The sequence below is a fragment of the Curtobacterium sp. MCBA15_005 genome, from assembly GCF_001864855.1.
Taxonomy (GTDB): domain Bacteria; phylum Actinomycetota; class Actinomycetes; order Actinomycetales; family Microbacteriaceae; genus Curtobacterium; species Curtobacterium flaccumfaciens.
In genome coordinates, this window is the sequence record NZ_MJGL01000008.1 from 70871 (window position 1) to 90817 (window position 19947).

At 64.6% G+C, this 19947-nt stretch carries 16 protein-coding genes and 1 tRNA gene; 10 read left to right on the top strand and 7 right to left on the bottom strand.

Annotated elements, in window-relative coordinates; genetic code table 11:
• Both BIU89_RS18430 and BIU89_RS17680 read left to right on the top strand, forming a co-directional pair.
• The coding region (locus BIU89_RS18430) for a DUF5979 domain-containing protein (protein WP_217642818.1) at positions 1-2212 on the top strand (2212 nt) is incomplete at its 5' end.
• Positions 2213-2974: 762 nt separating this feature from the next.
• A complete protein-coding gene (locus tag BIU89_RS17680; RefSeq protein WP_083404217.1) occupies positions 2975-5812 on the top strand; it encodes a DUF11 domain-containing protein in 2838 nt (945 codons plus the stop codon).
• A gap of 372 nt (positions 5813-6184) precedes the next feature.
• Here BIU89_RS17680 and BIU89_RS17685 read toward each other — a convergent pair whose 3' ends face one another.
• Complete coding sequence (locus BIU89_RS17685; RefSeq protein WP_139178844.1) at positions 6185-7729, bottom strand: sigma-70 family RNA polymerase sigma factor; 1545 nt, start codon at positions 7727-7729, stop codon at positions 6185-6187.
• A gap of 1016 nt (positions 7730-8745) precedes the next feature.
• Here BIU89_RS17685 and BIU89_RS17690 point away from each other — a divergent pair.
• Positions 8746-9894 (top strand): ROK family transcriptional regulator, encoded by a 1149-nt coding sequence (locus BIU89_RS17690; protein WP_302847407.1) that lies wholly within the window; start codon positions 8746-8748, stop codon positions 9892-9894.
• A 534-nt stretch (positions 9895-10428) separates the two neighbouring features.
• Here BIU89_RS17690 and BIU89_RS06325 read toward each other — a convergent pair.
• Together BIU89_RS06325 and BIU89_RS18435 are read right to left on the bottom strand one after the other, a co-directional pair.
• Positions 10429-11307, bottom strand: coding sequence for a hypothetical protein (locus BIU89_RS06325; protein WP_071245243.1), 879 nt, complete (start codon positions 11305-11307; stop codon positions 10429-10431).
• A gap of 46 nt (positions 11308-11353) precedes the next feature.
• A complete protein-coding gene (locus tag BIU89_RS18435; RefSeq protein WP_071245244.1) occupies positions 11354-11626 on the bottom strand; it encodes a tyrosine-type recombinase/integrase in 273 nt (90 codons plus the stop codon).
• Positions 11627-11702: 76 nt separating this feature from the next.
• Between BIU89_RS18435 and BIU89_RS18440 the strand changes: the two genes are divergently transcribed.
• A complete protein-coding gene (locus BIU89_RS18440) occupies positions 11703-12584 on the top strand; it encodes a hypothetical protein (RefSeq protein ID WP_175474979.1) in 882 nt (293 codons plus the stop codon).
• A gap of 741 nt (positions 12585-13325) precedes the next feature.
• Here BIU89_RS18440 and BIU89_RS06340 read toward each other — a convergent pair.
• Positions 13326-13412: transfer RNA gene (locus tag BIU89_RS06340), tRNA-Ser, on the bottom strand.
• 143 nt (positions 13413-13555) lie between these two features.
• Here BIU89_RS06340 and BIU89_RS06345 point away from each other — a divergent pair.
• Positions 13556-14563, top strand: a complete 1008-nt coding sequence (locus BIU89_RS06345) for an SGNH/GDSL hydrolase family protein (RefSeq protein ID WP_071245247.1) — start codon at positions 13556-13558, stop codon at positions 14561-14563.
• Positions 14564-14573: 10 nt separating this feature from the next.
• Positions 14574-15935: a DNA repair protein RadA gene (gene radA, locus BIU89_RS06350; protein ID WP_083404211.1), complete on the top strand. Its 1362-nt coding sequence runs from the start codon at positions 14574-14576 to the stop codon at positions 15933-15935.
• A gap of 4 nt (positions 15936-15939) precedes the next feature.
• Here the strand turns inward: radA and BIU89_RS06355 are convergent, their stop codons facing one another.
• Complete coding sequence (locus BIU89_RS06355; RefSeq protein WP_017887661.1) at positions 15940-16323, bottom strand: SseB family protein; 384 nt, start codon at positions 16321-16323, stop codon at positions 15940-15942.
• 280 nt (positions 16324-16603) lie between these two features.
• Here BIU89_RS06355 and cspE point away from each other — a divergent pair, with 280 nt between their 5' ends.
• Positions 16604-16813 carry a transcription antiterminator/RNA stability regulator CspE gene (cspE, locus tag BIU89_RS06360; RefSeq protein WP_017887662.1) on the top strand — a complete coding sequence of 70 codons (210 nt, stop codon included), beginning with the start codon at positions 16604-16606 and terminating at the stop codon, positions 16811-16813.
• A 206-nt stretch (positions 16814-17019) separates the two neighbouring features.
• On the opposite strand, the gene BIU89_RS06365 is transcribed toward cspE, so the two are convergent.
• Together BIU89_RS06365 and BIU89_RS06370 are read right to left on the bottom strand one after the other, a co-directional pair.
• A complete protein-coding gene (locus BIU89_RS06365; RefSeq protein WP_071245251.1) occupies positions 17020-17718 on the bottom strand; it encodes a hypothetical protein in 699 nt (232 codons plus the stop codon).
• Positions 17719-17782: 64 nt separating this feature from the next.
• Positions 17783-18325 carry an amino-acid N-acetyltransferase gene (locus BIU89_RS06370; RefSeq protein WP_071245253.1) on the bottom strand — a complete coding sequence of 181 codons (543 nt, stop codon included), beginning with the start codon at positions 18323-18325 and terminating at the stop codon, positions 17783-17785.
• Positions 18326-18402: 77 nt separating this feature from the next.
• On the opposite strand from BIU89_RS06370, the gene BIU89_RS06375 reads away from it, so the two are divergent.
• From BIU89_RS06375 to BIU89_RS06385, 3 genes are all read left to right on the top strand, one after another.
• Positions 18403-18855 (top strand): SRPBCC family protein, encoded by a 453-nt coding sequence (locus tag BIU89_RS06375; protein ID WP_071245255.1) that lies wholly within the window; start codon positions 18403-18405, stop codon positions 18853-18855.
• A 192-nt stretch (positions 18856-19047) separates the two neighbouring features.
• On the top strand, positions 19048-19491 hold the full coding sequence (locus BIU89_RS06380) for a hypothetical protein (protein ID WP_035809351.1): 444 nt from the start codon (positions 19048-19050) through the stop codon (positions 19489-19491).
• A complete protein-coding gene (locus tag BIU89_RS06385) occupies positions 19488-19943 on the top strand; it encodes a hypothetical protein (protein ID WP_071245257.1) in 456 nt (151 codons plus the stop codon). Before BIU89_RS06380 ends, BIU89_RS06385 begins: the two co-directional genes overlap by 4 nt.
• Positions 19944-19947 lie beyond the last annotated feature (4 nt).

A 19947-nucleotide genomic window follows, 5' to 3' on the forward strand; every position in this document is an offset into this window, starting at 1 on the left:
CACGGGCTCCGCTACCTGCATCCCGAACGCGAACCCGCGGGTGAACAACTACGCCTCCATTGCCGCACCCGACGGAGTCGCCGACACGAACCAGAACGACAACAACGCCCAGGTCACCACCCCAGCGGACATTCCCCTGTGCCCGCAGGCGAGCGTCAGCGTGACCAAGAAGACGGACGCCACCAGCATCGCCCCCGGCGGTGCAGCGAAGTACACCGTCACCTACACCAACGACGGCCCCCAAGCGGCCGACGGTGCGACGATCAACGACTTCCTCTACACCCAGAACACCGGCAGCGCGTTCTCCACCTACGACGCCACCGACTTCTCCTGCACCACCACCGGCGGCGCCGTCTGCCCGGACCTCAACAACAGCACCGGCACCAGCACCAGCTACGGCAGCACGTTCACCAGCACCATCCCCACGTTCCCCGCGAACTCCACCGTCACCATCACCTACACCGACACCTTCGCCACGGGCTCCGCTACCTGCATCCCGAACGCGAACCCGCGGGTGAACAACTACGCCTCCATTGCCGCACCCGACGGAGTCGCCGACACGAACCAGAACGACAACAACGCCCAGGTCACCACCCCAGCGACCTGCGCGGAAGTAGCCGTGAACAGCACCGTCAGCCCCAGCTCCATCCGGGCCGGCGACCCGTTCACCTACACGGTCAAGGTCACCAACTCCGGTTCCGGCACGGCGAACAACATTGCGTTCAGTGACCCGCTGGTTGGGAACCTGAACTACGTCTCCACCGACTGCGCCGCCACAACTGGCACCCCCACCTGCGGGACGATCAGATTCGACCCGATCACGAAGACGGTCTCGAGCACCATTCCGGCCCTCTCCCCTGGTGACGCGCTCACGTTCACTATCCACGCCATCGCCGGTGTCGCCGCCGGCACGTTCACCAACATCGCGAAGATCTCCACCACAGCCGATAGCACCTACTACGACCCGAATCCAAGCTCGGATTCCTCTCGGGTGAACCTGCAGATCTTCAACACCACCTCCCCTGTGACGATCGTCAAGCACATTGACGGCCTCACCGCGGCGGGCCTGCCGGCCGCGGCAACGTTCACCGGGACGATCACCTGCGCCACGCAGGCTTCACACACCTGGTCCATCACCGTCCCGAAGGGCTCTACCACGGCGTCCTCGAACCCGGTGGAGCTCTACGACGGGGAGTCCTGCACCGTCAACGAGGACACCCCCACCACGGCGCCGACCGGATACACCTGGTCCCCGACCCCGGTCATCGACCCGGGAACGATCACCCCGACCGCGTCCACCCCGATCACCGTGCACGTCACCAACACCCTGATCGCTGACCCGATCACCGCAGCCCAGGTGGTTGTCACCAAGCAGATCGACGGCCTCCCCGGTGGGCTGCCCGCTGCAGAAACGTTCACCGGCACCCTTCGCTGCACCACCGGTACCGGCGAGGCGACCACGGGAACCTGGTCGGTGACGGTCCCGAAGGGGCAGATCGCCGCCGACAGCGACCCGATCACGGAACCTGTCGGGTCGGACTGCACGGTCAAGGAGAACACCCCGCCGGCCGCGCCCACCGGATACACCTGGACCGGGGTCGGGGTCACCCCGACCAGCACCGGGGCCCTGACCAACGGGCAGGTAGCCGCGGTCACCGTCACCAACACCCTCACCGCTGCGGTCACTCCGACCGCTGACCCGGGCAGCATCCGGATCAGTAAGACCATCACCGGCGGGCCCTCTGCCGGCGTCACTGGGACGTTCACCTTCGCGGTGTTCTGCGGGACCGACGTGTACCGCACCAGCATCACCATCACCAAGGCCGACAAGGGCACCGCAACCCTCACCGGAATCCCGAACGGCGCGGACTGCACCATCCAGGAAACTGGCAAGACCGCAGCACCCACCGGATACACCTGGAAGACCGCCGTAGTGTCCGCCGCAACGGTCCACGTCACTAGCGACGACGTTAGCGACGTCACCGTCACCAACCCGCTGATCAAAACCGCCACCGGACCCGGCAAAGGGACGGGAACCAGCGGTGGTACGGGAACCAACACGGGTCACTCCGGAACCGGCAGCGGCGCCAACACCTCCCTCGCCTTCACCGGCTCCAACCCCAAGCTCCCGCTCCTGCTGGGAGTGCTGCTCCTGGGCCTCGGTATCGGGGCAGGGGCCCTCGGAAGCCGCCGGCGCCACCGCAACAACTAAACGGCACAACCGGCCCACGAAGTGGTGCTGGCCAGCCCGCTAGCTGACCAGCACCACGCACCTCCCTCGGGCGGTACCGACCACACACTTGGCCGGTACCGCCCTCTTCCTTTCCGGGTCAAGAAAGCCCGTCCCGCTGCTATTGGGCGGGCGCGGGCCAGTCCGCCCTCCTGCCCATACCGACGCCCGCAGCTACCTGTCCGTGATGCCTCGAGAGGGTCTGCACCCGCGAAAGCTGCCGTGAACGCCCACGTTCTTGTCAGCGACCAGCAACAGGAGCCCCTCCACGACACGTGGCGTCGCCGGAGCTCTGCTGGCGTCGGATTCGCGATCCTGCAGCGCTCGGATACACCAGTCGTGCGGCTGCCCTCGCTGACCGCGTCCAGCGTGGCACTGCTCGCCGACCCACAGTTCGACGAGCCGGCGTACGTCGAACGCCACGTCACGATCTCAACACCGGCACTCAAGGCGCCTCACCGACACCGACGTCCTCGCCGTCCGTCCATAACGCTCACCTTGGCGACGACGGATTCGCGCACACACCGCTGGCCGCCGCGACCTCGAGACCTGGACCGCCCGGCGTGTCGTACAAAAACGCCGTCATAACGTCGCCTACCGGCTGTCCACCAACCAAGGCGGTGTGTCACTGGGGTCCCCTGGCCCGCGTCGGGCACCACCGCCGATCTCGCAGACCCACAGCCGAGCGTGCGCCCCTCCCACATTCACGCATAGCCCCCGTCAAAATCCGTTAGGAAAACTTTGATGCAACATATCCGACCGATGGTCGATTCCACTGCGGTAGGCAACCAATATTCAGGAAGTACTCGAACGAGCCATCAAACCCGATCGCGTCTACGGACAATCACCAACACACTACTATCCACGACTCTGGCTGTTGCCGTTGCGGCGACGAGCCTTTTTTTCACCGACTCAGCCCAAGCCGCTGAAACCGCATTCAACCCAAGCGAAGCCAGCATCTACGTTTCCAGTGGTGCGCCGACCCAACTCTACAAGGCCACCAATAACGGTAGCGCTGTCAGTTTCAACCCACTCGGGGGAGCAGCAACTGGAACCTACAACGCCATCTCCTACAACACTGCTGACAATTTCCTGTACGGCATCCAGGTGGAGAATACCGACGCGATTCCAAGAGGAGCGCTTGTTCGCATCGCCAGCGATGGAACCGCTCAGCGCGTTGGGACTGTCATCGTCCCAAACAGCGCACGGCTCGGCACATTCGGCCCCGACGGCTACTTGTATGTAGCCCAGTCAGGGAACACAGGGGTTGCCGTTATCAATACGGCCACCGGCCGGCTAAATCGCAGGCTGGTATTGAGTCAGGTCCCTGCCACAGGCGACTGGACCATGGCAAGCGGTTTCTTTTGGGGGGTCCAGGGAGGATCCATATATCGCACGAATCCTCTCACAGGGCAAATTGACGGTTTCCCCTCTCCCCTTCCCTCCGGAAGCTATGGCGCCAACTGGACGTACGGCAACGGCAATCTCGGATTCGTAAACAATGACACCGGGGAACTGTTTCAAGTACAGGTAACCGACCCGTCAACCGCTCCGCGGTTTAAGACGTATACCATGGGTACAGGTCCGGCAAGCTCGGACAATGACGGCGCAGCGTCACCCGGATTGCCTACCGATTTGGCGGTGAAAGTCGACGGCCCCGCCACTCTCATAGCCGACAAATCCGTCAAGTACACAGTTTCCGTCACCAATCAAGGGCCCGGTGATTCAAGCGGATTTATTGTCGCGGACCTCGTCCCAGAGGAGCTGCAAAACATACAGTCGTCGGACACGCGTTGCACGGTGGACGGAAATAATGCTCAGTGCATTGGAGGATTTCTCGCGGCAGGGTCGTCAACGACCTTCACAATCACTGCCACAGCGCCATCTTCACTCGCGAGGGCGGTCGTTAACACCGCGACTGTAACGGCGAACGAGCAGGATGTGGCGACCTCGAACGACTCGTCCTCCACAACAGGGGCGTCCGCGAGCGTCACTCTGAAGATGACCGCCGGTACACCAATCGATGTCAATGACAACGGCATTACGGACGTTGGCGACCGCATCCCGTACTCGTACGTGCTGACCAATAGCGGCCAGCTGACGCTCACGAGTGTCCAGGTCGATGACCCCAGCATCGAGGGAGTCGCTTGCCCCGTCACCGTTTTGGATCCTGGTGCTTCGGTCACCTGCAGTTCGGTCGATACCGTCACTACCTCGGACGCCACCGCCGGTGAGGTTGTTCATGAGGCGACCGCCTCGGGCGTAGCCCCTAACGGCGACGTGGTCGTCTCTTCGACGTCGTCAACGACGACTGCCGTAGGCACAGCTTCACCGCGAATCGAACTGCGACAAACGACTGATGTCAAGTCCGTCACGAGTTCGGATGACCAGATCGTCTACACTCTTACCGCGACAAACACGGGCAACGTGCCGATCAGGGATGTTGACTTCGTACAGCGAGCGTTCACCGGCTCTGGGACTGCACCGGGACTCTCCTGCGTAGCCAGAAACCTCGCCGTCGGCGAATCGACGTCCTGTACCGCTACTTATACCGCGACTCAAAGCGATATTGATCGGGGTTCAATTGTTAGCACTGTGGTCGCTTCAGGCACTCCCGCCGGAGGTGCGCGGGTGACGTCGACTCCGGCGTCTGTCGAGATTACTTCGCAACAGTCTGCTTCTTTGGCAATCGTGGCGAATGCAAGTCGACTCACGGCAGCTAAGGTCGGCTCGAAGGTCGCTTATAACTACGTAGTGACGAACACGGGAAACGTGACGCTAAGTCGCGCACTGGTGGTCGAAACCGCTTTCGCACGATCCAGTCGGCTACCTGTGACCAACTGTTTCACCGCATCTGACGAGAGTCTCGCACCCTCTGAGAAGGCGGCCTGCACAGCGACGTATGTGCTAACGCAATCGGACATTGATAGAGGCGAGATTACGGCCGAGTTCGTCGCCCGCGCATCAACACCCGCGTCGAATGCCGCTCGTCAAGTCACCTCTCAACCGTCGAACGTGGTGATTCCGATTTCGCCAGCTCCGATTCTTTCCGTTTCCAAGATCGTTGCCGAAGGCTCAGCCGCCCGAGTTGGTCAGCGACTGAATCTGACGTTCCATGTTGTGAATACTGGGAATGTGAGTATCAACAATGTTCGAGTTAGCGTCGGGGATTTCTCTGGGAGTGGCGTTCTGGGTGCGGTTACTTGTCCGGCTGTTCCGGCGACGGTTTCGCCCGGGCAGCGGATCGTGTGTGAAGCCTCTTATGTGCTGACCTCGGCAGATCTTGAGGCGAAGTCACTCTCGATCGAGGCAACGGCTACTGGCACCGCTCCCGACGGGTCGCGGATTGACGACGGCGCCCCGTTCGAAAGCATCATCAGCATTACGGGCGCGGTCACTAGCGGCCAGCAGGATGGCTTCACCCAGCCTGTTCCGTCCTCGAACGGTGCAGACGGCCGCCCGTCGGACCGGCAGCTTGCATTCACTGGGGCGGACCTTGCCTTCCCAGTCGGCCTGGCCGTACTTCTGGCATTCCTGGGACTCCTCCTCCTCGCCCTGCGGCGCGGCAGAGCAAGTCTGTAACGGAATCGGCGAAGGGGGCGAGCCTTATCAGCTCGCCCCCTTGCTCACTCTGTTTTTCACGCGAGAGCTCAAACCTAAACGCCATGCCCGAGGACCGGCTCGCCGGGCAGGCGTTGACGCGGTCTTCGAAGATAGACCTGCCGCTGCTGCAGAGATCGTGTCTAGGAACCGCTTAACATTCCAGGCGGCGTCGGTGTCCTACGCTAACGCCGCGCTCACTCCGTGGGCCCGGCATCCACACGCCCGCCTGATCGTTCATTGCAGATGGCCCATGACCAGGCCGGGCGAAGATGTTACAAAAGGTGACCAGTAAGGACGCGCACCGGGATGAGAAACGGGTTTCCGCTAAGATGGTGGAATTTTTAACGAAAGCTACAGGAGTAGTTTCAGTGACGTCATCGGCCCTGCCCGCCCGGTTTCGGATACACGCACGCCGACGCGATGCGCGCCCTGCGGCGCCACATCTGCTTTGCACAACGCATTCCCCTTTGCGTTAGCCCGGACGTAGCAGACCGATTTGTCGTCCCAAACGACCTGATACTGCGCGTGAGGCAACCCACTGATTTTCACCGTGAGCGTGCTCCCGTTGAACGAAGTACTAAAAGCCGGAGCTGAGATCGGGACAGGGGCCGAAATTGATTCGCCGCGGCTCGAAGCAGTGACCTTGGCGTTTCCGGTCGGAAATCGCTGCAAGGGCAAGCTTTTCCAGCGTCCGTCCGCGTTCGCTTCCACAGCAGACAGCACGCCGTTGCGGCTACTCAGTTGCACGACAGCATGCGGGGAAGCCACCCCTCGTACCACGGGGTAAGCGGCCCCACCATGGGTATCGATTGATGTGAAGGCCAGGACTCCCTTACTGTGATCAGCTTCTTCGGGCCCCGGCACGGTCGACGCACCGGGGGCGCGCAGTGTCGGATTCGGAGATCGCGAGCTAGTCGGATAGTCAGTTCTTGCCGAGGGGCCCGCAATCAAGTTCGGCTCAGTGGACCCGTTATTATTGATCAGTCCCGCCGCCACACCCACCGTCATCAGCGCTGCAGCAGTTCCTACGGCCAAGGTGGTGAAGTGACGGGCTCTCCGCGAGCTCGCCGCCTCATTCTGCAAACTTCGCGCGGATGTCGGGCTCACGGCGGTGAATGAGCTATCACTTGGAACGGCCCACTTGATAGCGGCGGCCGGAAACAGGACCGCCGCTACAGGAAGCGTGCTCGCGGTGAACAATGCGCTAGTAGCCTTAGCCTCGTTAGCGATAACGGCACAATGGTCGCAGGCCTGAATGTGTTCATCGAACCGAACGGCGTTTCTCCGACTCAAAGCGTTGCGCGCCCATCTGCCTACCCGCGTTAGCGTCCAGTGATGCTCAGTTCCCGTGTCGCTCGCGTCGATATGGGCCTGTATCCAGGCTTGACGAAGACCTTCCCGGGCTCGATACGCCAACGCAGAGACGCTATTTGGGGGCATGTCTAGCCGCGCTCCGACTTCTTGTGCGGAGAGTCCCACAACTTCAGTCAACCAAAGAACTTCCTGCCACCGATCCGGGAGGGATAGAAACGCTTGAGTGGTTAGATTTCTGTCCAACGCCGCCAGGACGGAAGCATCAGTTTCACGAGGATCCGGGATCGACTCTGCGTCGTCGAGCGGCCCCTCACGATCACGCTTAGCCCAAGAGACTGCCGTATTTCGGATTGTTACAAAGAGATATGGTCGGAACGGGCCAGACGGACCCTTGCCATTCTGCAGCGCCAAAAGGATCTTCAAATAAGCGTCTGAGACGAGATCATCCGCGTCGAATCGCTTAGTTAGTGTCCGCGCGAACCGGCGTGCGGCCGGCGCATGCAGCCCCCAGAGAGTGGCATAGGCCGCGGTATTGCCGCGCCGCACCTCGTCCATTAAGGCTTGTTCGTCAAATTCTGGCACTGTATATCTTTCAGATATAGAGATTAGCGGTAAGTCGATTCTTTGCCGACAGTAGGATTCACAACGTGATTCTTGCTTGGGTCCTCATGCTCATAGCGCTCTCGCCATTCGGCATAGGTATGCAGTTTCCCAATGGCGCACGCACACCAGACGCCGATGGGTTCGCCCGTTCTGCTGCTGACGAACACCTCGACGTGTGTCGGGAGGAGACGAGATCCGGTGGTGTTAGATTCGGTCATGCTTGAAGGAGTGGTGGGCGGGCGATTAGTGACGCGGTTGACGGGCACGACTTTGGACTCCCCTGGTCAGCGAAGGCGGGACGCTTGCCGTTCGGCAAGTAACATCGCGAAGCGCCGAGGCAGGTGGGTCAGCGGTTCTGGTCTTTCTCCCGCTTGTGGGACGCATGGGCAAAACCAGATGTTCGAGCTGGCCTAAACAGGTGTCGAGGTAGCTGGCCACGACCTCGAGCCGATTGCTCTTGTGGCGAACTTTCGGTTGGTTCGCGGGAGCTGTAAGACCATCGAACGGGCCGCGCTTCTTGCTACGGAACGCAAACCGAATACAACGACATAGGCTTACCGGCCGGCAGGTTAGTCGGGACGCCACGTCGGACCACCGAATCACCCACAGAGCACCAGCTGCGAGGCCGATAGGAGGCTTTGCATGGGGTCAGCATTGTCATGCCCGGCGCGCTCGGATCGGTATTCGATATCGAGAACGGAGTGCGTTGCGTGAGAGAACGAAACACTTGCTCATACTCTTCGCAAGCCGATTAACCGCCCCGGTGAAGCCGAGACGGTGAAGCCGAGACGGTGGGATCTGGTTCGCATGCGTCAAGGGTCACATTTCATCAAAGAGCCTAAAAGCGAGTTATGATCGGGTTTTTCCTCGTGGCCGTGCTCGAGAGATGCAACCTGCTCATCTGGTTTGGGTTCTGAAAGCGTAGACTTGGCGACGCAAGCTTTCAAGATGGCGATATTAGTTCGATGGTCGGCGTAACAAGGCGTGAGGTCGAGATGGATGCCGTGGACCGGCGGATAGTGACGGAAGTTGCCCAGGGCGCCGGACCCAGCCGGGCTGCTTTGTCAAGACAATTGGGGGTTGCACGATCAACCGTGACGCTTCACGTTGACCGGCTCCTGAGACTCGATCTCCTGACAGAAGGTCAGACCCGGTCGGTCCAGCCCGGGAGGCCGGGTAGTGCGCTCTTTCTCGGCACCCGTATTGGGGTCGGCATCGGGATCATCTTCCAGGACAAGACAACGTTGGTTGGGGTGCTTGACGGATACGGTGAAGTGCTCGACTTCGCAGAAGCCGATTTGGACTCGAGGATTGAACCAGAACTGACGTTGACAGCCGCTAAGGATGTAGCGCTAACTGTTCTAACGCGGCAAGGTCTCTCTATCGAGGATGTGAGGGTGGTCGTGTCATCGATAGCTGCGCCGGTCCACCTGAAGGAAGGTGCACCCTCGCACCGAGCGATGATGCCCCTTTGGCTGCACTGGCCCGTTCGAGAGCGGTTAGCCGAGCTTTTTGAAGCCGTGTCTGTGCTGGAGAATGATGCTAATTTGATAGCCACAGGCGCTGCCGTTTCCACCGAAGGGTTACCGCTGCTTTATCTACACCTTTCGCATGGAGTGGGGGCCGGCCTGGTCGGTTCGGATGGCATGGTTTATCGTGGTGCCGACGGGTCTGCTGGAGAAATTGGCCACATCCGCCTGGCTGGATCGAGCGTTGTCGCATGCGTATGCGGGCGCTCGGGGTGCATCGGCGCCGCAATCGGACTAAATCATGTATTGCGCTCCACCGGCATATTTGAGGCCAATGACTCTGTGTCCGACGCCATTCACCGACTGCGCGATCTGGAGCTTCTCTCCTCTCCCAAGGTTAGTGCGGCCCTTCGGTCCGCAGGCAATGACGCCGGCATGCTCACCGCAGCACTCGTTGACGCGTTCAACCCGCGAACAGTCTTGGTCGGCGGTGAAGTCGTCAATTTAGGTGACCAGGTGATAGCGGCAATCCGCTCTCGTGTTTACACGGATGCTTTACCCGGTTCGACGAATGAATTGACAATTCTTTCCACGCAGAAGAGTGACCTACTCGCCCTACTTGGCGCAGCACGGAATTCTGCCCAAGTGCTCTTGAATAGTGCTTTGAACTACTGACTGTCACATCGTTTGGTTCGATCGATGCCAATTTTGCGCTCGTGACGTGATCCGCTCGATGCTGAAATTGGAGCCCCGATCTGGCCATCACCAACGAGCCTCAATTCGTGATTACCCACGGAATCTCCGCTACCTTCGGCGCCGGACCGACAGCATGCGAGCGTCAACCAGAGTCCTACCTCGATTCGCGTCATACCGGCCGGCCGAGGCCGTCCACTCATTGAGGAAGCCCCTCAAACCGCGGCTGATCGGGTCGGTCGCGGGGGTCCGGCGGCGCTAGGGATGACGCCGCCGGACCACCACCTCGACTTGGGTGCGAGGACGGTTCCGGACTCGTGAGGCGGACACGGAGTGTTGCACAACTGCGGCGGCAGCAGAACTACTTCCAGCGCGGCGCCGTGGCCGGGCTCGCAGCGGGGCGGGAAACACCCCGCAGCACTGCGCGGAGACCCGAAGCGCAAAGCCGAGAGGTCCGCGAGGCTGCTCATCAGCTAGCTAGCTAGCTAGGTTGTCCTCGCGCGCCCGCCCGCGTCTTCACCAACTGTCCACACTCTCGTGCGGCATGGGCGCGAGCAGGTCGTCGATCAGACTGCCCAGCCGATGAGCCTCCGTGAGTACTTCCGCGGATCGCGCGAGTGCTGCTGCAGCCGTCGCTTCAAGCGCACCCGCGGCTCGGTAGGCATCGGCCGCGCTCAAGTCGTCGAACCGGGTCGGCTTCCGGGAGTGCGGTCGGATGTCCTCGACGAACCCAGTCCCTCGACGCTTGGCCGGAATGATCGACGTAATTGACCGCGTTGACAGCGGCACGCCGGTCCGGGCCCAGCCGTATGTGTCCAGTGGAACGAGGAGCTCGGTGGCGCGGCGCCACTGTTCGGTAATCGGCCTGCCGCAGTCGTGTTCGGTGAGGTCTGCTTTCGTGGGGTCCAGGAGCGCCCGTATCTCCGCCCGCCGGCCGACGTAAGCGTTGCCAACTACGCGTAGCCAGCGTGTGACGGCGCAGGCCAGGCACGTTACTGGGTCGTCGTTGCTGGGGATGACGCGGCCGTGGATCTTCACGATGCTGCCGAGCTCGATCAGCCCGGGCGTGACGCTTTGGGCCTCCTGACGAGTCAGCTGCAGGAAGCCGACGAGGATCACGAGGAAGGCGTCGCGCCGGCCCCGGAGGCCGACGGGGTGTCGGTACTTCGGGATTTCCGCCAGCGCCCGTTCGACGTCCGCGACTGACGCCGCCCCTTTCCAGACGCGATCCGTCGGCGGCACGATGATTGGGGACGGCTCCCCCGCGGCGAGGTGCTGGACGACGATCGCCCGGCGTCGGATGCGCTGCTGCGTCTTCGAACCGGGGAACAGCGTGAGGAACTCCTCGACTGTCTCGGGCGTCGCCGGGAGGGCTCCCTCCCCGACGCCGTGCACCAGGCCTCGAAGCGCGCCCAGCGTCGCTCGAGCTGCGGCGTCGTGGTCACAGCTTGATCCGGGTCGAGGCGTTGCGCACCAGCGGCGTGTATTCGCGGTCGTAGATGCGCAACGTCGCCGCGGAGTTGTGGCCGGTCTGGTTCATGATCTCGTCGTCGGTCGCGCCGGCGTTGCGTGCCTCGGTGATGAAGCCGGCGCGCATCGAGTGTCCGCTGAAGCCCTCGGCGTTGAGGCCGGCCTTCCGGATCCGGGACTGGACGACCTTGCCGACCGCGGTCGGGGTGAGCCGGGCTTCGCGGAAGAGGCCCCACTTGCTCACCGCTGGGAAGCTCGGCGCCTTCGACCGCAAGGGCTTGCACGCGTCGAGTTGGGACGCGATGCGACGCGCGGCGCACATGCGCGACTTCGAGGACCGCTGTTCCTGGCCCGGTTGCGACGCCACACGTCTCACTCGCTCGCACACCCTGGCCCGTAGCTTAGCCCTCGCTCCGATCACGATCGACGGACACGTCCTGATGCCGTCATTGGGAGACCGCCTAGGCAGCATGGAGCGGATAGGCTGGAAGAACGCCACGACCTTCCCTGGGTTCTGCGACCCCCACGAGCAGCGATTCGGGGTGTTTGAAAGCTCGAAACGGATCACCGCGCCCGAACACGTCGCGCTCCAGCTGTTTCGGTCCTCGTCCCGTGAATACTGGAACAAGCGCCGGCGGTACGCGTACCTCGACACACTCCAGCGCGAGTTCTCGGGGGTTTTCTTTGCCAAGGCCGCTCCCGGGACACCGGAGACCCTCGCGGATGACGTGCTCTCGCCGCTCGAGTCGCTCATGGCGCGCATGCATGTCGAAGCACAACAGCTCGCGGCGATCTGGAGACTGTGTTGGACTCTTGGAGGGATTGAGGGAGAGTCGGGGGTCGCGGCTAACCCGACTGCCATTCGTAGGCTAACGATCCCGACTACGCGACGAATCGCACTCTCCGGCTCGACGTTCCTGCAGGTGTCCGGGGGAGAGGAGGATGGCATCGACCGTGTCCCCGTGGTGCTGGCGATGATCCCGAGCCCCGGCGCGCTTGACTGCATGTTCGTGACGCCGCCGTCCGTCGCCGGACAGTACGAGTCGATGATTTCGGAGCAGGTCGCTTCTGGGAACGCAGACGAGTTCGTAGATCGCTGGCTTACGGCCACGGAATGGTGGTGTGCGGATCAGCGGTGGTGGGAGGAGCAGACGGACAGCGCGTGGCGGGCCAAGATCCTTCACGAGTTGGCACAACCATGACCGAATTCGTCGCGGCCGACGCGCCCCCTCGGAATCACGCTTATCTCGGTCTTCAACGCCCGCTGAGGAAGCGAGTGCGAGCCCACTCAATTGATCGAAAACGAGCCCTCGTCTCACTACTCGCGAGGTTGCCGACATAGCTAGTTGGACTAGACCACCGCCCATGGAGCCGTCACGCCTAGTCAATCGGTCAAACCCGTCGCAGAGGGCTCCAAGCAGGCCCACCCGCACCTTTGTCCACAACGTGCACTGGCCACGTTTGCGAAGTGGCTCCCAATGTCAGGGAGTGGACCGTCGCGAGCGAGCGCACGTTGGCGTCGGAACGTGTAGTCGGGCCCATCACTTCAGTCTGGCCTTCTTCCGGTCGATGCGCGACTGAACCAACACGTAGGTGACCAAGGTCTGGGGCACGACGGTGCCAAGGTCGAGGTTGATGTCAACGGCCGAGAGGAAGATTTGTGTGGGCGCTCCTGGGCGAAGGGACAAGGTGCACCAGCACTTGAAATCGGGACTATCGGTGGCCGTCGTGCCGACCTCGGCCGACAGCTCGGCGGCATCTGCGCCGGCACCGGACGGGTCAATCGTCGCGATCAGCAGAGCTCTGGAGCGGCCTGGGGTTGCGGTTGCTCACACCTACTACGAGAAGCTCCGTTACCGCCTGGTTACCGGACCGACCTGCGAGGCGAAATAGAAGAGCCCCAGATCCCCGTCGCAACGGGAGTCCGGGGCTCTTCACCTGGGCGGTACCGGTGGGATTTGAACCCACGGTGGAGTTGCCCCCACACATGTTTTCGAGACATGATCCTTCGGCCGCTCGGACACGGTACCGGGAAAGAGTTTACACGATCCGGGCGGCCCGTGATGACACCCCGGGTCGGCTCCCCCTCCACAGGCGGTCCCCTGCAGGGCTCTCCCCACACCCACAGGTCCTCCTCGTCTCCGGCAAGACCGGCGGGCGTACCGTCCACGGCATGAGATCCCGCACGCTCATCGCACTCCTCACCTCCGTCGTCGGCAGCCTCGGCGTCGTCGGCGCCGCAGCCGTCGGTGCCCGCGCCGGCGTGAAGGGCCAACGGGCAGCGGCGCAACGAGTCGTCGACATGCTCCCGATCCACGCCGACTGGTGGCGGGAACGACAGCAGCACGAGGGGCAGCTGCTCTACGTGGCGATCGGTGACTCGGCAGCGCAGGGCGTCGGTGCGACCGCACCCGGACGCGGCTACGTGGGGCTGCTCGCACGGCGCATCCGGCACCGTTCCCACATGTCGGTGCGCGTGGTGAACCTCAGCGTCTCCGGCTCGACCACGTGGGGCGCGAAGCGTGATCAGCTGCCGAAGCTCCGGCACTACGCGCCCGACGTCTGCACGGTGTCGATCGGGGCAAACGACATCGCCGACTTCGATCCGGACAAGTTCGAGCGGAACATCCGGGCGATCTACGGCGCGGTGCCGTCGCACGCCGTGGTGGCCGAGCTGCCGTGCATGTTCGTGCCGGACCGGGAGCGCAAGGTGGCGGTGGCGAACGAGATCGTGCACCGGGTGGCCGACGAGTTCGGGCTGACGGTGGCCCCGCTGCACACCATCACGAAGCGGGTCGGGCTCCGTCGGACCTTCTTCAACAGCTACGGCGACCTGTTCCACCCGAACGACCGCGGCTACGAGATCTGGGCGAGCGCGTTCGAACCTGCGGTCGACGCCCGGGTCGACACCGTGGCGGCGATCCGGCACTACCTGTCCGCGCGCGAGGCCGAGAACCTCGGTCGCGAAGCCGGGGCGGTGGCGAACGCGCGCGCCGAGCAGGACACCGATGGCGCCGAAGCACTCGACCACGCCTCGCGCCAGGGTCCGGGGCCGGTCGAGCGCCTGCGCCACCGGATGACCGGGTCGATCGCAGTGCCCGACGAACGAGACCAGTCGGACGAACCAAGCGGACCAGACGAGCCGGGCGACCACGCCGGTGATGTCGGCCGTACGGCCTAGCCTCGACGACATGGCGCGCCCGCAGTCCCTCTACCGTTGCACCGAGTGCGGCTGGACCAGCATCAAGTGGGTCGGCCGGTGCGGTGAGTGCCAGACCTGGGGCACCGTCGAGGACAGCTCCGCGGCGTCGGCGAGCACCCGGGGCACGTCGGCGGTCGCCGTCACCGGCGCCCGCGCCGCGCGACCGATCACCGAAGCCCGCGGCACCTCCGTGATGCGCTGGCAGACCGGCATCGGCGAGTTCGACCGCGTCCTCGGCGGCGGCGTGGTGCCGGGTGCCGCGGTCCTGCTGAGCGGCGAGCCGGGTGTCGGCAAGTCGACCCTCCTGCTCGAGGTCGCTTCGCGAGCCGCAGCCTCGGGCAAGCGCGTCCTCTACGTCAGCGCCGAAGAGTCCGTCGACCAGGTTCGACTCCGCGCCGAACGCACCGGGGCGATGCACGACGACCTGTACCTGGCGAGCGAGGTCGACCTCGGCGTGATCATCGGCCAGATCGACCAGGTCCAGCCCGACCTGCTGATCGCCGACTCCGTGCAGACCATCTCGTCGAGCTCGATCGACGGCATCGCGGGTGGCACGTCCCAGGTGCGCGAGGTCGCCTCGACCCTGATCCGCATCGCGAAGGACCGCGCCCTGCCCGTCCTCATCGTCGGGCACGTCACGAAGGACGGCACGATCGCCGGCCCGCGGCTCCTGGAGCACCTGGTCGACGTCGTCTGCCACTTCGAGGGCGACCGGCAGACCGCGCTGCGCTTCGTCCGGGCGCTCAAGAACCGCTTCGGCCCCACCGACGAGGTCGGGTGCTTCGACATGGGTGGCGACGGCATCCACGAGGTCCCCGACCCGAGCGGCCTCTTCATGTCGAAGAACGCCACCCCGGTGTCCGGCACGTGCGTCACCGTCGCACTCGAGGGGCGTCGCGCGCTGCCGGTCGAGGTGCAGGCCCTCATCGTCCCGAGCTCGGCGCCGCAGCCACGCCGGGTCGTGAACGGTGTCGATGCCTCGCGCGTGGCGATGCTGCTCGCGGTGCTCGAACGCCGCGCCGGCCTCAAGCTGTCCGATGCCGATGTCTACGTGTCCACGGTGGGCGGCATGAAGCTCACGGAGCCCGGCGCCGACCTGGCGATCGCACTGGCCCTCGCGAGCGCCGCACGTGACCGTCCGTACCCGCACACGCTCGCAGCCGTCGGCGAGATCAGCCTCGCCGGCGAGATCCGTCCGGCCACGGGCACGAAGCAGCGCGTGAACGAGGCCACCCGCCTAGGGTTCACGACGGTGCTCGGCTCGGACTCCGGGCACCTGCGCGAGGCCCTGCGTGTGGCGTTCTCGATGACGCAGTCGCCGCGCGAACGCGAGCTCGACCGCGCGTTCTGAGGCGCTACGCGCGCAAAGCGGCCAGCAGGTCCGCCGGCGCGGCCTGCATGGTGTGCGGGCCGGCGATGTCGAAGAACACGCCCTCGAGCATGTCGAGGTGGGCGGCCAGGAACTCCTCGAGCCGCGGCCCGTCGTAGACCATGACCTGCCGGATCTTCTCGTCCGGCACCATCGCCGTGTAGGCGTCCGCCGACGAGAACAGCAGCAGGATGCGCTTGTCCGACCCCTCACGGCCGAACACCCGCACCTGCATGTCCTTCTTGCCGGTGACGAGTCGGGGGACGATCACGATGTCGTGGCGGAGCGCGAACGCCACCGCAGCGACGTCCTGCTTCGCGAGGGCTTCCTCGAGCTGTTCGCTCCGGAAGCGCTGTTCCTTGTCTGCCATCAGCTCAATTCCACCAGATTTTCGTCGTTCCGTGACGCACGGGTAGCCAGTCGGCCCAGAGCACGCTAGCCTGATGGGACCGCTTCGGCGGCGCTCAACGTCCGGGCGAGGTGGTTTGCCCCTCAACCCGGGCCCCAGGGTCACTGGCCGACAGGCCTGACCCCGAACCCGTCCCGCCGGCACCTGCCCGCGTGGCGCATTACCCCCGTCGACGTACGTCGGGGTCTCCGTCGGTGCATCTGCACCTTGGCGGAAGCAAGAAAGCTAAGGAAACGCCATCATGGCATCTACCGGTACCGTCAAGTGGTTCAACAACGAAAAGGGCTTCGGCTTCATCGCCCCGGACGACGGCAGCGCTGACGTCTTCGCGCACTTCTCTGCGATTGCTGGCAACGGCTACAAGTCGCTCGAGGAGAACCAGAAGGTGGAGTTCGACATCACCGAGGGCCGCAAGGGCCCGCAGGCGGAGAACATCACCGTCCTCGGCTGATCACATCAGCTTGAACAGGCCCCGTCGTCTTCGGACGACGGGGCCTGTTGCTGTTCCCGGCGCGCTGCTCGGCATCTCGCACAACCAAAGCGGCGCCGAACCACGCGAGCGCCTGGCGCGAATGCACTTCGGTTGTGCGGAACGGATCGGAACCGCGAACCGCGAACCGCGAACCGCGAACCCGCCGCCGCCGCCGCCGCCGCCGCCTACTGCAGGATGAACTGCACCGAGCTCTTCGACTCGAGGTTCCCGACGGCGACCTGCAGGTGGTAGCTCGCGCCTCCAGCCGTGACCGCCGGCCGTGACGAGTCACACGTCGACGTGGACGAGCGGGTCCGGTCCCAGGCGATCGCCGGGGTCGTGAGCGTCTGACCGGACTTGATCGTGACGTCCTGGTTCGTGCCGCCGGTCTGGCAGTCCTTCGACGACCAGTACTGCTCCTGGCCGGAGCTGATCGTCAGCACCTGCTGCGCCGATCCGAGGTCCAGGTGGCAGGAGTTCGTGCCGGAGTTCTTGATCGACATCGCGATCTTCGGGTCCTCGGTGGGGCCGTAGGTCGACTTGTCGAGCACCGGGGTCAGGACGATCTGGTCCTTCGTGCAGGTCGAGCCGTCGGCGGCAGCAGGCTTCGACGCCGAAGCCGAGGCGGAAGCCGACGGCTTCGGCGCAGCGGACCGCGAGGACCCGGAACCGGCCGCAGACCCGTCGGACGATGCACCGGCAGCAGACCCTGCACCAGCAGAGGCCGACGCACTCGGCGCCGCCGACGTGGCCCCGCTCCCCCGCCCGACGACGATGAGCACCACCACCAGGACGACGACCAGCAGCGCCCCGAGCACGAGCGCCCGGCGGCGCCAGTAGACGACCGGCTTCTCGGGCCCGACGGGGTGACGCAACGACGACATGCGCACAGGGTAGACAACGGCGCGTGCCGCACCCGGCCACCCCGCCGGGCGGCACGGGAAAGCGTCAGAGGTTCTTCAGCATGCGGGTGTTGCCGAGGGTGTTCGGCTTGACCCGTGCGAGGTCGAGGAACTCGGCGACCCCTTCGTCCGACGAGCGGACCAGTTCGGCGTAGACGTCCGGTGAGACGACGCTCTCGCCGATCTCCAGGTACCCGTGCTTCGCGAAGAAGTCGACCTCGAAGGTCAGGCAGAAGATCCGGGCGACGCCGAGTTCACGGGCGTCGTGCTCGAGCGCTTCGAGCATCCGGTGCCCGACGCGCTTGTGGATCCACTGCTCGTCGAGGGCGAGCGTGCGCACCTCGGCGATGTCGTCCCAGAAGACGGCGAGCGCGCCGCACCCGATGGGCGTGCCGTCGGGCCCTTCGGCGATCCGGAACTGCTGGATCGAGCCGTACAGGGCGACGTTCTCCTTGCCGAGCAGGATGCGCCGGTCGACGTAGGGGGCGATGAGCCGCTGGATGTGCGGAACGTCCGAGGCGAGCGCCGGACGCACGAGGATCCCGTGGTCGTCGCGCTCGTGGAACGCGTGCTTGCCGTGCTCTGTCATCCGCCTCACACTACCGGGGTCGCAGGGGGACAGCGCTGCTGAGTGCCGCCCAGGTCGATCGGCCTACCGTCCGGTGCATGCCTCAGATCATCGAAACCGTCGACGTCAACGTCCCCGTCCGCCAGGCCTACGACCAGTGGACCCGTTTCGAGGAGTTCCCGCACTTCCTCGACGAGGTCGAGAAGATCGTCCAGGTGGACGACAAGACCACCGACTGGACCGTGAAGATCGCCGGCCAGGAGCGCGAGTTCCGGGCCCTCATCACGGAGCAGCACCCCGACGAGCGTGTCGCCTGGACCGTGAAGGACGGCGAGACCGACCACGCCGGTGTCGTCACCTTCCACAAGCTCTCCGACGCCGAGACCCGCGTCACCGTGCAGATCGACTGGGAGCCCTCCGGCATCCTCGAGAAGCTCGGCTCAGTCGTGGGCGTCGGCGGCCACGCCGTCAAGAAGGACCTGCAGAATTACAAGGAGCGCGTCGAGAACGCACCGACCCAGCCGGGCTGGCGCGGCGACGTGCAGGCGTAGTCCGCACCACACGACGGACGGGAGGCGCGGTGCCAGCTGGCACCGCGCCTCCCGTTCGTTCGTCCCCCGTTCGGCATCCCCCCATCGAAATGCCGACCTGACGAGCGAGCGCGAGCCTGGCAGAGTGGTGACACCGGCCGACGCGCTGGATCAGTTTTATCATGTCTGAGACAGATGTGAGAGTGGGGACACGTGATCGAGTACAACGACGACGACGCACACCGTCGGGAACTGTCGCGCAAACTGCAGCTCCTGATGGACGTCGTCGAGGCCAACTCGGGCCAGCGACCCCCGTACAAGGAGATCGCCGCCGAGATCGAGGCGCAGGGAGCGTCGATGAGCCGACCGCGCTGGGGCTACATGCTCGGCGGCAACGGTCCGGCTGTCCGCGACCAGCGACTCCTGGCCGCCCTGGCGACCTACTTCGGCGTCCCGGCGGAGTACCTGACCGACGCGGCCGGCAACACGGACGTGCCGGAGCGGGTGCAGGCGCAGCTGGAGCTCGTGCTCGAACTGCGCAAGCGCGAGGTCGTCGCGTTCGCCACCCGGCGTCTGGGCGAGTTCGCCTCGGCGGACGAGATCCGCGACTTCACCGACCACCTGCGTCGCCTGGACGAATCGGGCGGCACCCCGTGAGCGGGTACCGCGACCGCTTCGACGCGCTGCGTCGGCAGACCGAGGCCCGACGCCGCGTGCAGCGCCTCGGGCTCCCCCGTCGCCTGTCCCTGCCGGAGCTGACCGCCCGCGCCGAAGCGGCGCTCGGCAAGCCGATCCACGTGCGCACCACGGCGCTGCCGGGCGACCTGTCCGCGCGGCTGATCCAGCGCACCGACCACGCCCTGCTCGAGACCCGCCCCGGGCTGTCCGAGCGCTCCCGGGTGGCGTGCGTGCTGCACGAGCTCGCCCACGTGTTCATGGACGACACCGGCTGCGACCACCAGGCGTACACGGGGCTGCTCAGCGGCCGGACGGCGTTCACCCGCTCGCTGGACACCCCGCACGAGCAGGCCGTCGAACTCGTCGCCGACCAGCTCGCGCTGCGGATCGGGCTGCTCGACCCCGAGGGCCAGCCCGGGATCTTCCGGTGACGCT